Origin of the sequence: Gallaecimonas mangrovi (genome assembly GCF_003367375.1) — a bacterium.
GTDB lineage: Bacteria > Pseudomonadota > Gammaproteobacteria > Enterobacterales > Gallaecimonadaceae > Gallaecimonas > Gallaecimonas mangrovi.
In genome coordinates this window covers 3,464,847-3,479,217 of record NZ_CP031416.1, presented here as the reverse complement: position 1 = coordinate 3,479,217, position 14,371 = coordinate 3,464,847, and the positions used below count along the sequence as shown (strand labels likewise).

Annotated in this window: 13 protein-coding genes; 11 read left to right on the top strand and 2 right to left on the bottom strand. The window is 51.6% G+C overall.

Annotated features, from left to right (window positions below; genetic code table 11):
• Positions 1 to 7: 7 nt before the first annotated feature.
• Together ftsZ and lpxC are read left to right on the top strand one after the other, a co-directional pair.
• A complete protein-coding gene (ftsZ, locus tag DW350_RS16490) occupies positions 8 to 1,204 on the top strand; it encodes a cell division protein FtsZ (protein WP_115719986.1) in 1,197 nt (398 codons plus the stop codon).
• A 177-nt stretch (positions 1,205 to 1,381) separates the two neighbouring features.
• Positions 1,382 to 2,302, top strand: coding sequence for a UDP-3-O-acyl-N-acetylglucosamine deacetylase (gene lpxC, locus DW350_RS16485; protein WP_115719985.1), 921 nt, complete (start codon positions 1,382 to 1,384; stop codon positions 2,300 to 2,302).
• 15 nt (positions 2,303 to 2,317) lie between these two features.
• On the opposite strand, the gene DW350_RS16480 is transcribed toward lpxC, so the two are convergent.
• Positions 2,318 to 2,779, bottom strand: a complete 462-nt coding sequence (locus tag DW350_RS16480) for a DUF721 domain-containing protein (protein ID WP_115719984.1) — start codon at positions 2,777 to 2,779, stop codon at positions 2,318 to 2,320.
• Positions 2,780 to 3,128: 349 nt separating this feature from the next.
• On the opposite strand from DW350_RS16480, the gene secA reads away from it, so the two are divergent.
• The 6 genes from secA (at position 3,129) to DW350_RS16450 (ending at position 9,722) form a co-directional block, all read left to right on the top strand.
• The gene (gene secA, locus DW350_RS16475; protein ID WP_115719983.1) at positions 3,129 to 5,849 is read left to right on the top strand and encodes a preprotein translocase subunit SecA; all 2,721 of its coding nucleotides are present in this window, start codon (positions 3,129 to 3,131) and stop codon (positions 5,847 to 5,849) included.
• A gap of 66 nt (positions 5,850 to 5,915) precedes the next feature.
• Positions 5,916 to 6,311 carry an 8-oxo-dGTP diphosphatase MutT gene (gene mutT / locus DW350_RS16470; RefSeq protein WP_115719982.1) on the top strand — a complete coding sequence of 132 codons (396 nt, stop codon included), beginning with the start codon at positions 5,916 to 5,918 and terminating at the stop codon, positions 6,309 to 6,311.
• Between the two features lie 18 nt (positions 6,312 to 6,329).
• Positions 6,330 to 6,755 (top strand): thioredoxin TrxC, encoded by a 426-nt coding sequence (trxC, locus tag DW350_RS16465; protein ID WP_115719981.1) that lies wholly within the window; start codon positions 6,330 to 6,332, stop codon positions 6,753 to 6,755.
• Between the two features lie 50 nt (positions 6,756 to 6,805).
• Positions 6,806 to 7,342, top strand: a complete 537-nt coding sequence (locus DW350_RS16460) for a cytochrome b (protein WP_115719980.1) — start codon at positions 6,806 to 6,808, stop codon at positions 7,340 to 7,342.
• A gap of 41 nt (positions 7,343 to 7,383) precedes the next feature.
• A complete protein-coding gene (locus tag DW350_RS16455) occupies positions 7,384 to 8,859 on the top strand; it encodes a SulP family inorganic anion transporter (RefSeq protein ID WP_115719979.1) in 1,476 nt (491 codons plus the stop codon).
• A gap of 11 nt (positions 8,860 to 8,870) precedes the next feature.
• Positions 8,871 to 9,722: a universal stress protein gene (locus DW350_RS16450; RefSeq protein WP_115719978.1), complete on the top strand. Its 852-nt coding sequence runs from the start codon at positions 8,871 to 8,873 to the stop codon at positions 9,720 to 9,722.
• Positions 9,723 to 9,765: 43 nt separating this feature from the next.
• Here the strand turns inward: DW350_RS16450 and nadC are convergent, their stop codons facing one another.
• A complete protein-coding gene (nadC, locus tag DW350_RS16445) occupies positions 9,766 to 10,617 on the bottom strand; it encodes a carboxylating nicotinate-nucleotide diphosphorylase (protein ID WP_115719977.1) in 852 nt (283 codons plus the stop codon).
• 329 nt (positions 10,618 to 10,946) lie between these two features.
• On the opposite strand from nadC, the gene DW350_RS16440 reads away from it, so the two are divergent.
• From DW350_RS16440 to DW350_RS16430, 3 genes are read left to right on the top strand one after another with little or no spacing between them, the layout of a single operon-like run.
• Complete coding sequence (locus DW350_RS16440; RefSeq protein WP_115719976.1) at positions 10,947 to 11,378, top strand: pilin; 432 nt, start codon at positions 10,947 to 10,949, stop codon at positions 11,376 to 11,378.
• Positions 11,379 to 11,405: 27 nt separating this feature from the next.
• A complete protein-coding gene (gene pilB, locus DW350_RS16435; protein WP_115719975.1) occupies positions 11,406 to 13,118 on the top strand; it encodes a type IV-A pilus assembly ATPase PilB in 1,713 nt (570 codons plus the stop codon).
• 9 nt (positions 13,119 to 13,127) lie between these two features.
• On the top strand, positions 13,128 to 14,366 hold the full coding sequence (locus tag DW350_RS16430) for a type II secretion system F family protein (RefSeq protein ID WP_115719974.1): 1,239 nt from the start codon (positions 13,128 to 13,130) through the stop codon (positions 14,364 to 14,366).
• Positions 14,367 to 14,371 lie beyond the last annotated feature (5 nt).

Genomic DNA, 14,371 nt, shown 5'->3' with positions numbered 1-14,371 from the left:
CTGAATCATGTTTGAATTTGTAGATGGCCATACCGATGAGGCCGTAATTAAAGTGATCGGCGTTGGTGGTGGCGGTGGTAACGCCGTGCAGCACATGGTTGAACAAACCATTGAAGGCGTTGAGTTTATTGCCGCAAATACCGACGCGCAGGCGCTGAAAAACTCCAAAGCCCACGTCACCATCCAACTGGGTGCCAGCGTAACTAAGGGCTTGGGTGCCGGTGCGAATCCGCAAATCGGTCGCCAAAGCGCCGAGGAAGACCGCGAACAGATCCGTGAAGTGCTGGAAGGGGCCGACATGGTCTTTATCGCTGCTGGCATGGGCGGTGGTACCGGTACTGGTGCCGCTCCTGTGGTTGCTGAAGTCGCCAAAGAGCTGGGCGTGCTGACCGTAGCTGTGGTGACCAAGCCGTTCCCGTTCGAAGGCAAAAAGCGTATGGCTTATGCCCAGGAAGGTATCAACCAGCTGGAACAACACGTTGATTCGCTGATCACCATTCCTAACGAGAAACTGCTCAAAGTGTTGGGTAAATCCACCAGCCTGCTGGCGGCATTTAAATCCGCTAATGATGTGCTGCTGGGGGCCGTTAAAGGTATTGCAGAGCTTATTACCCAGCCTGGCATGATCAACGTCGACTTCGCCGACGTGCGCACTGTGATGAGCGAAATGGGTAAAGCCATGATGGGCTCCGGCATTGCCAGCGGTGAAGACCGCGCGCAAGAAGCCGCCGAGCTGGCCATTTCCAGCCCGCTTTTGGAAGACGTCGACCTGGCGGGTGCCCGCGGCATTTTGGTTAACATCACTGCCGGCATGAACCTGACCATTGAAGAGTTTGAAACCGTCGGTAACGCGGTGCAGGGCTTTGCTTCTGAACATGCCACCGTGGTAGTGGGTACTACCATCGATCCTGAGATGGAAGATGATATCCGCGTAACGGTAGTGGCAACCGGTATCGGTGGTACCGAGCGCAAGCCGGAGATCACTTTGGTACAGAAAATGCAAGCAGAACCACCGCGTCCGCAGTACCAGCAACCTAATGGTGATGGTACCCATGGTCGTCCGTTACCGGCCCAGGCCGTTGCACAGGCTCAGCCAGAAGTACGTAAAGCTGAAGAACCTGCGCAAGCCCAGCCGAAGCGGAAGAACCAGGCCGATTTGGACTATTTGGACATTCCGGCTTTCCTGCGACGTCAGGCTGACTGAAAGCAGCTTTAACTCGTCAGTACTTAAAACAGTGCGTTTCCCTGTTTTTTGCATAATTGACGAGGATTTAGCCTTTCAGTTTTTGAAAGCGGGGTCGCTATAGTGATATATTACTGGCCCTTTTTACCCTGGTAGGACCTTTTGGGGGACTACCCGACTTTGTGAGGTTAGCCACAGATGATTCGGCAACGTACCTTAAAAAGCGCAATTAGCGCGACCGGAGTTGGTTTGCATGGCGGCAATAAAGTGTCACTGTGCCTGCGACCAGCGCCCGCGAATACAGGTATCGTCTTCCGCCGTGTTGACCTTGACCCGGTGGTGGGGATCCCGGCCGATGGCCGTTTGGTTCAAGACACCATGCTCTGCACCTGCTTGCACGGTGAAGAAGGCGTTAAGGTTGCGACCATTGAACATCTGTGCGCCGCTCTGGCGGGCCTTGGGATAGACAATCTTTATGTTGAGATTGATTCTCCTGAGATCCCGATCATGGATGGCAGCTCTAGCCCCTTCGTGTTCCTCCTGCAATCTGCCGGCGTGGAAGAACAGAATGCCGCCAAAAAATTCATTCGTATCAAGGATGTGGTACGAGTGGAAATGGGCGACAAATGGGCAGAGTTCCACCCATACAAGGGCTTTAAGATGGATGTGGCCATCGACTTCAACCATCCGGCGATGGAAGGGCGTAATCAGCGCCTGGTGATGGACTTCTCGTCCTCTTCCTTCGTCCGCGAAGTCAGCCGTGCCCGTACCTTCGGCTTTATGAAAGACATCGAAACACTACGTGCCAACAATTTGGCTCTGGGTGGTTCTATGGAAAATGCCGTGGTACTGGATGAGTACAAGATTCTTAACAGCGAAGGCCTGCGGTACGAAGATGAATTCGTTAAGCATAAATTGCTGGATGCTGTGGGAGATTTGTACCTGGCCGGTTACTCCATCATTGGCGAATTCCGCTCTTACAAGTCAGGGCATGCCCTTAACAATATGATGGTGCGTGAGCTGTTAGCCCACCAAGAGAAATGGGAAATGGTGACTTTCGAAGACGAAGGTGACGCTTCCCCCATCTCCTACCTGTCGCCGGGGTTCAGCCTGGCCTGATAGATAGTTCAGTCTCTACTTGTTCTGGCGGCGCTCACTGAGCGCCGCTAGTTTTTTCAGGCTCTCGCTCAGCTTTCCATCGGTACTGTCGGCCAGTTCACGCAATTGCGCGGCGGTATTGGCACTGATCTCTCGCTGGTTAGGCTTTTGTTCGATAGGATTACGGGCAGCTTTAACCATGCTTGGGTTGATCCGTAGATCAAGGCTGGTTAGGCTTGGGGCAATTTGTCGCATTTGGCTCAGGATATTGGACCTTTGCAAACGCAATTGGCTCAGCCAAGCACCACTTGCGACATCGATCACCAACACGCCACCGCGTAGGTTCGCCACTCGGCTGTGCGCTGCCAGCGGCCCTTGAACTTGCTGCTGGTAATGTTGCTGCAAGGCGCCTAATTTAGACGCTTTGCGAGACAGCTCAGCCAGGCCTGACAGGCTTTGGTTCAACAGGTTCTCAAGGGAACTGGGGTGGTCTGACATAATATGGGCTTTCGCTGGATGTTAGCCTTCATTATCGGTGCCAATTGCAGACACGGCAATGGCTGAGTCTGGGTACCGGCCTGATGCACACTTGAAAGTGTTCCCAAGCGTCACCATATGGAAGTGATACAGCCATATGGTGGGTGTAGTATTGCTCAGCGAAAACCGAGCATTGGACCTTTGCCGCGAATAAGCGGCAATCTTGGCCCGGACTGATGTAAGCGGCTGCCTTTAAGGTTTTGAGGTATTTGTGCCATTTTGCCCTTTGCATTTTGTCTACCGCACAGACGGGCTTTGAGGAATAATAGCCGGCACCCTAACCGGGCCACGTACAAGAAAAGACAGGATTATGTTTACACAACTGCTCACCAAGATTATCGGTAGTCGCAACGATCGCACTATCAAACGCCTCAGCAAGGTTGTGGCTCAGATCAATGCGCTTGAGCCTCAGCTTGAGGCACTGGATGACGCCGCACTTGGCGCTAAAACCGAAGAATTTCGTGGCCGTTTGGAAAAGGGCGAATCCGTTGACGATTTAATGCCTGAAGCATTTGCGGTTGTTCGCGAAGCCTCCAAACGTGTATTTGGTATGCGTCATTTTGACGTACAGATGATTGGCGGCATGGTGCTGCACAGCGGCAAAATTGCCGAGATGCGTACCGGTGAAGGTAAAACGCTAACCGCGACTTTGCCTGCATATCTAAACGGTTTGGCCGGCCCTGTGCACGTGGTTACCGTCAACGATTACTTGGCCAAGCGTGACGCCGCTACCAATGCGCCGCTGTTTGAGTTTCTGGGCTTGAGCGTTGGTGTAAACGTGCCTGGGATGGGTGCTATGGAGAAGAAAACGGCCTATGAAGCCGATATTCTCTACGGTACCAACAACGAATTCGGCTTTGATTATCTGCGCGATAATATGGCCTTTAGCCCCGAAGAACGGGTACAGCGCAAACTGGCCTACGCGGTAGTGGATGAAGTTGACTCCATTCTGATTGATGAAGCCCGTACCCCGCTTATTATCTCTGGCCCGGCGGAAGATTCTTCCGAGCTTTATCGTCAAATCAACGCCATAGTGCCAAACCTCAAGCGTCAAGCCGAGGAAGACAAAGACGGCGAATTTGGTGACGGTGACTTCACTATCGATGAAAAAGCCAAACAGCTTTATCTGACCGAGCGTGGTCAGGTGCATATCGAAGATATCCTTAAAGAAAAAGGCTTGCTGGACCAAGAAGACAGCCTGTTCAGCGCCAGCTCTATCAGCCTGCTGCACCACGTGAATGCGGCCTTGCGTGCCCATCACCTGTTCCAAAAAGACGTCGATTACATCGTTGCTGACGGTGAAATTGTTATCGTCGACGAGCATACCGGCCGTACCATGCCGGGCCGCCGCTGGTCAGAAGGTTTGCACCAGGCCATGGAAGCCAAAGAAGGGGTGGATATTCAAAATGAAAACCAAACCCTGGCCTCCATCACCTTCCAAAATTACTTCCGTCTTTACGACAAATTAGCCGGGATGACCGGTACTGCCGACACCGAAGCCTTTGAGTTTAACCACATCTACAGCTTGGAAACCGTGGTTATTCCTACCAACAGGCCAATGGTACGTGCCGATATGCCTGATCAGGTTTATCTGTCGGCAGAAGAAAAATACGAAGCCATTATCAACGACATCAAAATTCAGGCTGACAAGGGCCGTCCGACCTTGGTGGGTACCATTTCCATCGAGTCCTCTGAATTACTGTCGAGGCTCTTGAAAAAAGAAGGTATTACCCACCAGGTACTGAACGCCAAGTATCACGCCATGGAAGCCGATATTGTGGCTCAAGCCGGTCAGCCAGGTGCGGTAACCATTGCCACCAACATGGCTGGCCGTGGTACCGACATTATCCTGGGTGGTAACTGGCAGTCGGAAGTCGACAAGCTCGAAGAGCCGACCGAAGAGCAAATTGACGCCATTAAAGCCAAGTGGAAAGAAAGCCACCAAGCGGTTCTGGATGCTGGCGGTTTGCACATTATTGGTACCGAACGTCACGAGTCTCGCCGTATTGATAACCAGCTGCGTGGCCGTTCTGGTCGTCAAGGTGACCCGGGTTCCAGCCGTTTCTACCTGTCGATGGAAGATGCCCTGATGCGTATTTTCGCCTCAGACCGCGTCACCAATATGATGAAGCGCCTGGGTATGCAGCATGGCGAAGCCATCGAGCACCCTTGGGTTAACCGTGCCATCGAAAATGCCCAGCGTAAGGTGGAAGGCCGTAACTTTGATATTCGTAAGCAGCTGCTGGAATACGATGACGTGGCCAACGACCAACGCCGCGTGATCTACGAACAACGTAACGAGATCATGGACAGTGCCTCGATTAAAGACACTATCGATGCCATTCGCACCGACGTGGTTGACCAGACTATTGCCAGCTACATTCCGCCGCAGTCGCTGGAAGAAATGTGGGATATTCCGGGTTTAACCGAACGCCTGCGTGGCGACTTCCAAGTGGAGCTGCCGTTGCAGCAGTGGCTTGATGAAGACCACAAACTGGACGAAGAAGGCCTGACTCAGCGCATTCACGATGCGGTAGAGGCCAGCTATGCTGCCAAAGAAGAGGCGGTGGGCCCAGAAGTGCTGCGCCACTTTGAAAAAGCGGTGATGCTGCAAACCCTGGACGGCTTGTGGAAAGAACACCTGGCCGCCATGGACCACCTGCGCCAAGGCATTCATCTGCGTGGTTATGCGCAGAAAAATCCCAAGCAAGAATACAAGCGCGAGGCTTTCGAGCTATTCACGCAAATGCTTGAAGCCCTTAAACATGACGTCGTTAGCGTATTGTGTAAGGTACAAATTCAGGCCCAGGAAGACGTGGAAGCGGTTGAAGAGCAGCGCCGCCGCGCTGAGCAAGTGCCGCATCAATACCAGCATGAAGCCACTGGTGTAATGGGTGAGCCTGAAGCCGCCGAACCTGAGGATGCTACACCGGCAACGGTAATGCGAGACGGCCCAAAAGTTGGCCGTAACGACCCATGCCCCTGTGGCTCGGGTAAGAAATACAAGCAGTGCCACGGTAAGCTGGCTTAAGTATCCGTTGTTAATGCATTAATCAAGTGGCCCGAAAGGGCCACTTTGGTTTTAAGGACCAAGTAAATGAAAAAGCTGATACACGTGGCGGTTGGGGTAATTGAAAATGGCCGCGGTGAAATTTTCGTGACCAAACGCCTTAGCCATCAGCATCAGGGTGGTAAGTGGGAATTTCCCGGCGGTAAAGTTGAAGAGGGTGAAACCCTGCTGCTGGCACTGGATAGAGAACTCAAAGAAGAAATCGGTATTAACGTCACCTTGGCCGAGCCGCTATTAGTGGTGGAACACGACTACGGCGATAAAGCGGTCAAGCTTGATGTTTGGCTGGTTCGCGGCTTTGTAGGGCAGCCCAAAGGGCTTGAAGGCCAAGAAGGCAAATGGGTGGCGATAAAAGACATTGATACGCTGACCTTTCCTGAAGCTAACGCCCCCATCGTTGCCACTGTTAAAGCACTTCAATAACAGTTTTGGAGGTAACCGGTGGAATTGGTTTGCCCGCATTGTGGGCGTATAAATCGTATTAGCGAGCAAAGACTTGGTGACAGTCCCAAATGTGGCGCCTGTAAAGGTAGCCTTTTGGACGGTTTACTCAGCCTTGATGACGGCAATCTGCGCCAAACTGTGAGTCGGCACGGCTTGCCACTAATCGTGGATTTTTGGGCAGACTGGTGCGGGCCATGCAAAATGATGGCGCCTGTTTTCGCCAAGGAAGCGCAGCAATGGCAAGGCAAAGTCAGTTTTGCCAAGGTTGATACCATGCAGGCACCGGCTGCCAGCGGCAGCTTTGCAATACGCTCAATCCCCACTTTGATTTTGTTCGATAAAGGCCAAGAGCTTGCCCGAGTGAGCGGCGCCCTTAATCAGGGCCAGCTTCGCCAATGGTTGGCGGCGCAGCTGCAACACTAAGCCTGTTTTAATAAAAGGCCTTCACACTGGCACAAAGACATGGAGGCTTTGTGCTGAAAAATACTTCTTGGCGTTACGGCTTGCTTGCCCATCTGTTCCATTGGCTGATGGCATTATTAATATTGGCGCTATTTGCCGTTGGTCTATCAATGGGCCTACCGGAAAAAGGCAGCGGGCTGCGCGCTTTGCTAAAAAATGGCCATATCAGCCTGGGTGTTCTCACGTTATTGCTGTTGGTTGGGCGCGGTGTTTGGCGATGCGTTAATCCCTTGCCCAAACAAGGCTTATCTCCCCTAAATGCCAAACTCGCCCATTGGGGCCATTTACTGCTGTATTTGTTGATGGCGGCGGTGTTGTTAGCCGGTTTGGGTGTTGTGCTGACGCGGCCCAGTGCTACTCCACTGTGGTGGGGCTTTTCGCTACCGGGCTTTGGCGGCGCTATTCACCACCGCTTGGAGCATTTGCACCGGTTTTTTGCCTGGGCACTGGTGCTAACGGTGGCAGGACATGTCGCCATGAGCATTGTGCATCGCCTAAAAGGTGACAAGCTTCAAAGAGGCATGCTGCGCCGGTCTGGGCACGATTAAGCAATCTCTGTACAATAGTCGGCTTTGTTTGTTGTTACAGGATGCTTCCCATGAGCTGGCGCCAGCAGTGGTTTTCTCAACCCGTTAAAGACATTCTTTCCGGCTCCGTGGTCGCGATGGCGCTGATCCCAGAAGCCATTGCCTTTTCTATTATTGCCGGTGTCGACCCGAAAGTCGGCCTTTACGCGTCCTTCTGTATTGCCACCATTATTGCTTTTGTTGGTGGGCGTCCGGCGATGATTTCCGCGGCTACGGGCGCCATGGCGCTACTGATGACAGATCTCATCAAAGACCACGGCCTGCAATATCTCTTGGCCACCACCATTTTAACCGGTGTGTTCCAGTTTATTTTTGGTGTGTTACGCCTCGGTGAGCTGATGCGATTTGTCTCAAAGGCGGTGGTAACCGGCTTTGTGAATGCCCTGGCCATTTTGATTTTTATGGCGCAGCTACCAGAGCTTACCCATGTCAGCTGGCAGGTTTATGCCATGACTGCTGGCGGCCTCGGCATTATTTACCTGTTTCCTTATGTCACCAAAGCCATTCCATCACCTTTAGTGTGCATTTTGGTGATGACTGCGCTTTCAATGTACTTAGGGCTTAATATCCATACCGTTGGTGACATGGGCGCGCTGCCCAACAGCTTGCCAACCTTTTTACTGCCTGACGTACCTTTTAACTTTGAAACCTTCAGCATTATCGCGCCTTATGCCTTGGGCCTTTCCCTGGTTGGCTTAATGGAATCGATGATGACCGCCACCATCTGTGATGAATTCACCGATACCGACAGCGATAAAAACATGGAATGCCGTGGCCAAGGCATTGCCAATATCGTTACCGGCTTTTTGGGTGGCATGGCAGGTTGCGGCATGATTGGCCAGTCGGTAATTAACGTCAAATCCGGTGGCCGTAACCGCCTCTCGACACTGACGGCAGGTGTGTTTTTACTGATCTTGGTGGTGTTTTTAAATAAATGGGTGGCGCAGATCCCGATGGCAGCCTTGGTGTCGGTGATGATCATGGTTTCTATCGGTACCTTCAGCTGGAGTTCTATTCGCGATCTGCCCAAAACGCCGCTGACCACGAACATCGTGATGATAGTCACCGTGGTTACCGTAGTGGCTACACACAACCTGTCCATCGGCGTGATTGTTGGTGTATTGCTGTCGTCCCTGTTCTTTGCCAGTAAAGTCGCCCGGGTGCTTTATGTTGGTACGGAAGTTAAAGACGGCGTTACCGAATACAAGGTGGTGGGCCAGGTGTTCTTTGCCTCTGCCAACAACTTTGTGAAGCGTTTTGATTTCAAAGAAGCGGTTGCTAAAGTCCGTATAGATGTCAGTCGTGCCCACTTTTGGGACCAAACCGCGGTAAGCGCCTTGGATAAAGTGGTGCTGAAATTGCGCCGCGAAGGGGCTGAGGTTGAAGTCATAGGGCTTAACGAAGCCAGCGCTACCTTGGTGGACCGCTTCGCGGTACACGATAAGGAGCAGGATGTTGAAAAGCTGATGGGACATTAAGGAAGAAGCCGATGAGTAGCGAAGTTGTTGCCTGCATTGACGGGCCACAAACAGCCGATTTAGTGGCAGAGTATGGCGCTTGGTTGTCGGGCCGGTTGTCGGCACCACTGACCTTACTGCATATTCTTGACGTTCAGCACGGCCTACATGGCGGTGATTTTAGCGGCGCCTTAGGATTAGGTGCCCAGGAAGCGCTGATTGCTGAAATGGCCAAGTTAGACGAACAGCGTAGCAAGCTGGCAATGGAGCAGGGCCGTTTAATGCTGGATGCCCTCGCTGACAAGTTGGTCACTAAAGGCCTTGATAAGCCGCAATGCCGTCAACGTCACGGCGATGTGGTGCAGAGCTTTAAAGAATTAGAGTCTGATACCCGGGTTTGGGTGTTAGGTAAGAAAGGTGCGTCCGACCTCAGTAGTGCGGTGCTTGGCGTGCATGTTGAAGGCATTATTCGCGCCTTAAACCAGCCGGTATTGCTGGTGTCTGAGGCTTTTAAAGCGCCGCAATCGGTGATGATTGCCTTCGACGGCTCAGCCACCACCCGTAAAATCGTTGATGTAGTGGCGAAAAGCCCAATTTTTAAAGGCTTGCCTTGCCACTTAGTGATGGTGGGTGAAGAAACCGAGAGTCATCGCAGTGAACTTGCCTGGGCCAAGGCGCAGCTGGAAGCGCAACAGCATGATTGCCATAGCCAGATAATGGCGGGTGAAGTTGATAAAGTGCTGTGCCAGTACCAGCAGCAACACAATATCGACTTGCTGGTGATGGGTGCCTACGGACATTCGCGTATTCGCCAATTTCTACTTGGGTCAACCACCACCACTTTGTTGCAAAGCACCCCAGTGCCAGTGCTGTTAATGCGATAAAAAAACGCGGCCTTGGCCGCGTTTTTTTATACCCAGCAACGGTTCAGTTAAAGCGCATCGACAGGTCGATAGCCTGAATGTGCTTGGTAAGCGCACCGCTTGAAACAAAGTCCACACCGGTTTTGGCAATGGCCGCCAAGGCTTCATCGGTGACATTGCCTGACACTTCCAGCTTGGTGCCTGGCGCCACTTTATTACGTTTGGCTACCGCGGCGGCCATGTCGCTATAACTGAAGTTATCCAGCATCACAATATCGGCGCCCGCCGCCAAGGCTTGGTCCAGCTCAGCTAGGTTCTCAACTTCCACTTCAACCGGTTTGCCTGGCGCAATGCTATGGGCGTTGACTATCGCTTTGTCGATAGAGCCGGCAGCCATAATATGGTTTTCTTTAATCAAAAACGCATCGAACAAGCCAATGCGGTGGTTTTGGCCGCCACCACATTTCACCGCGTATTTCTGCGCCAAGCGCAGGCCCGGAATGGTTTTTCGGGTATCTAATAAACGGGTTTGGGTGCCAGCCAATTTCTGCGCGTAGAAATGGGTGGTGGTAGCGGTGGCTGACAATAACTGCACAAAGTTAAGCGCGGTGCGCTCCCCTGTTAGCAGTGCCCGGGCTGGGCCTTTGAGGGTAAAAAGCGGCGAGCCTGCGCTCACTGGTTGCCCATCGGCCACCAAAAAGCTGACTTCGACCTGGGTATCTAGCTGCTTGAAGGTTTCCAGCACCCACTCTTTGCCGCAAAAAACCATGTCTTCACGGGTAATCACGGTGGCACTTTTCTGCTCTTGTGCTGGCACCAGCATGGCAGTAATGTCGTTTTCCGCTAAGGCTTTGCCACCTAAATCTTCGGCAAGTGCTGAACGTACCTGCTGACTAATTTGCTGCTCTAAGGTCATGTTTCTGCTCTGACATCTCTTGAACGAATGGCCACATTCTACCCTGCCAGCACTCAGCTACAAAGACGGCGCTAGCAGCGCCTGAGCAAGCAACGCTGATAAAATTTTAAGAAACATTTTTTTAGCATTTTTGCGGCATTAGCTTTCGCTAATGCCCTGGTTGCGCAACTTTAAGGCAGGCAAAAATCGCGCTAACGCTTTTGGTTTTAACTTTTGGTTAACCTATATTTGACATTGACCTTGGCGTTTTACCAAAGCCGCGTTAATACTTGATTCAGCCCAGCTTGCGGGGCTGGCCAAACAAAAGATGTGTTAAGAGGGGATTCACAATGAATAAACAGCAAGGTTTTACCTTGATTGAATTGATGATCGTGGTAGCGATTGTCGGCATCCTGGCAGCCATTGCCCTGCCTGCTTACCAGACCTATACCAAAAAAGCGAAGTTCTCTGAAGTTATTGCGGCCACGGGGTCCATGAAGACTCAGGCTGAGGTCTGCGCACAGAGTAATGGATTAAGCTCAGCTACAGGGTTAACTTCTACTTTATGCGGACTTGTTGACGTAGGAGCAAGTGGTTACGTTGATAGTGTTACTTGGACGACTCCTGGAAGTAATGCTGGTGTAGCTGGTATAACCGCAACTATTGCTTCATCTGTTGACAGTAACAGCAGTACTTATATTTTAGGTCCCGTAGTCGATGCGAATACGAGCCAGGTTACATGGGTTATATCTGGTACTTGCAAAACTAATGGACTTTGCTGATTGGCTGAGTGTGCCTAAAATATAAACATGTCAGGATTCCTACCCGTTGCCAAAGGTACGCTTGCCCTGCTGTTAAGGCGGGGCAAGATTTCGCAGGCAACGGTTGAGGAATTACTGAAGGAAAATAATTCCGGGTTGATCCCGCTGTTTGATGTTTTAAAAAAGTCTGAACTAACTGCCGATGCCTTTGTGCATTTTCTGTCAGAGCAATACGGCCTGCCGGTTTTTGATTTAACCAAGTTCGACCTCGATTCCATACCCAGTACCTTGTTAAACGAGCAGTTGATTCAAAAGCACTCGGTGCTGCCGCTGTTTAAAAGGCAAAACCGCATTTTTATTGCCACCGCTGACCCTTCCAACCAAGCCGCATTAGAAGATTTTCGCTTTAATTTGCGCCTACCCACCGAGCCAGTATTGGTCAACGCCGATGAACTGGCGAAAGGCATTGATAAACTGCTTGAAAAGGCAACCGGCGCCCTGGATATCGGCGATGTAAACGATTCAGAGCTGGCCGACCTTGCGGTTGAAGATAGCGAAGACAGAGAGCCGGAACTTGCTACTTCGTCAAAAGATGATGATGCACCAATTGTCATTTACATCAATAAGTTACTGATGGATGCTATCCGTAAAGGCGCATCGGACCTGCACTTTGAGCCCTATGAAAAAACCTACCGGGTGCGGTTTCGGATTGATGGCATCTTGCATGAAATTGCCGCGCCGCCAGTCTCCGTGGCTAACCGGTTGTCGGCCCGTATCAAGGTGATGTCCAAGCTCGACATCGCCGAGCGGCGTATTCCCCAAGATGGTCGTATCAAGCTTAGGCTGTCGCGAAAAAAAGCCATCGATTTTCGGGTATCAACCTTACCCACCCTTTGGGGCGAAAAGGTGGTAATGCGTATTCTCGACTCCAGCTCGGCGCAGCTAGGTATCGATATGCTGGGGTATGAGCCCGAACAAAAACGTCTTTATCTTGAAGCCCTACACAAGCCGCAAGGCATGATATTGGTCACCGGGCCTACAGGTTCCGGGAAAACGGTATCGCTATACACCGGCCTTAATATTTTAAATACCGAAGAGCGCAATATTTCAACGGCCGAAGATCCGGTTGAAATTAACCTGCCAGGGGTTAACCAAGTACAAATTCACACCAAGGCCGGTATGACCTTTGCCTCGGCGCTACGGGCTTTTTTGCGCCAAGACCCAGACATCATCATGGTGGGGGAAATTCGCGACCTAGAAACCGCTGAAATTTCGATAAAAGCGGCGCAAACCGGCCACTTGGTACTTTCTACCTTACACACCAACTCGGCCTCTGAAACCCTGACTCGATTAGTGAACATGGGGGTGCCGCCCTACAACATTGCCTCCAGCGTTACCCTGGTTATTGCCCAGCGCCTGGGCCGGCGTTTGTGTCCGGTCTGTAAGCAGCCTGAGCACTTACCCAAAGATGAGTTACTACGCCAAGGTTTTACCCCCCGGCAAATTGACGAAGGTTTTACCCTGTACCGCCCGGTTGGGTGCAGCGAGTGCACCGGCGGCTATAAAGGCCGGGTTGGGATCTACGAGACCATGCCAATGACCGAAGCGCTGGCTAAAATCATTATGGAAGGGGGGAATTCTCTTGATATTGCCGCCCAAGCGCAGCGAGAAGGCATTAAAAACTTGCGCCAAACCGGTTTAGAAAAAGCGCGCCAAGGGGTTACCTCGTTAGCTGAGGTGAACCGTGTCACCAGCTACTAAGGAGTTGCCATGGCAACTGCAACAAAAAGAAAGGTTGATACCCAAAAGCTGGAAATTTTCACCTGGAAAGGACTCAATCGCCGCGGAGAAAAAGTCCAAGGGGAAATGACAGGTGCCCGAATTAACGATATTAAGGCGCAGTTACGGTCCCAGGGTATAACCCCAAAGGAAGTAAGGCGAAAACCCAAGTCGCTTTTTTCGTTTGGTCAAAAAGTTGAAGCGGCAGACATTGCGGCGGTAACACGTCAGCTGGCCACCATGCTGGCGTCCGGTGTGCCTTTGGTGCAGTCATTGGACATTATTGCCAAAGGCTATAAAAAAGACGCTGTCAGGGAGATGATGGTAAAAATCAGCTCTGATGTGCAAGGCGGCACCTTACTTTCAGAAGCGCTAGGTAAATACCCCATTTTGTTTGATTCCCTTTATCGCGATTTAGTGGCGGCCGGTGAACATTCTGGGGCCATGGAAACCATGTTTGACCGCATCGCCACCTACAAAGAAAAGCAAGAAGAGTTAAAAGCCAAGATTAAAAAGGCACTGTTTTATCCTTCCGCCATCGTTTTTGTGGCGATAGTGGTAACGGCAATATTGCTGATTTTTGTGGTACCGCAATTTGAAGATATTTTTCATTCTTTTGGCGCTGAATTACCGGCCTTTACCCGCCTTTGGATCAGTATTTCCCACGCCGTACAAAACTCTTGGTATGTCATCGTTGCTGTACTTATTGTGGCGGGCTTTGCGTTTCGAGCGGCGCACCGAAAGTCGCAAGATGTAAGGGATAAAACAGACAAATTTATTCTGCGCCTGCCTATTGTTGGCTCGATTTTGCATAAGGCCTCGTTGGCGCGTTTTGCCCGGACCTTGGCAACCACCTTTGCGGCGGGGGTGCCGTTGATAGACGGGTTGGCGTCCAGCGCCGGCGCCTCCGGTAACGCCCTTTATCGTGATGCGGTATTAAAGGTGCGCCGAGAGGTGGAAACCGGCATGCAAATGAATGTGGCCATGCGCACCACCCAGGTGTTTCCTGAAATGATTATTCAGATGGTGCTTATTGGTGAAGAATCAGGCTCTATCGATGAAATGATGTCAAAGGTGGCGCAAATTTATGAGCGCGAAGTGGATGACGCCGTTGACGGACTGATGAGTCTGCTAGAGCCCGCCATTATGATTGTGCTTGGGCCTATCATCGGTGGCTTGGTCGTGGCAATGTATCTTCCTATCTTCCAGTTGGGACAAGTGGTTGGCTGATTGCT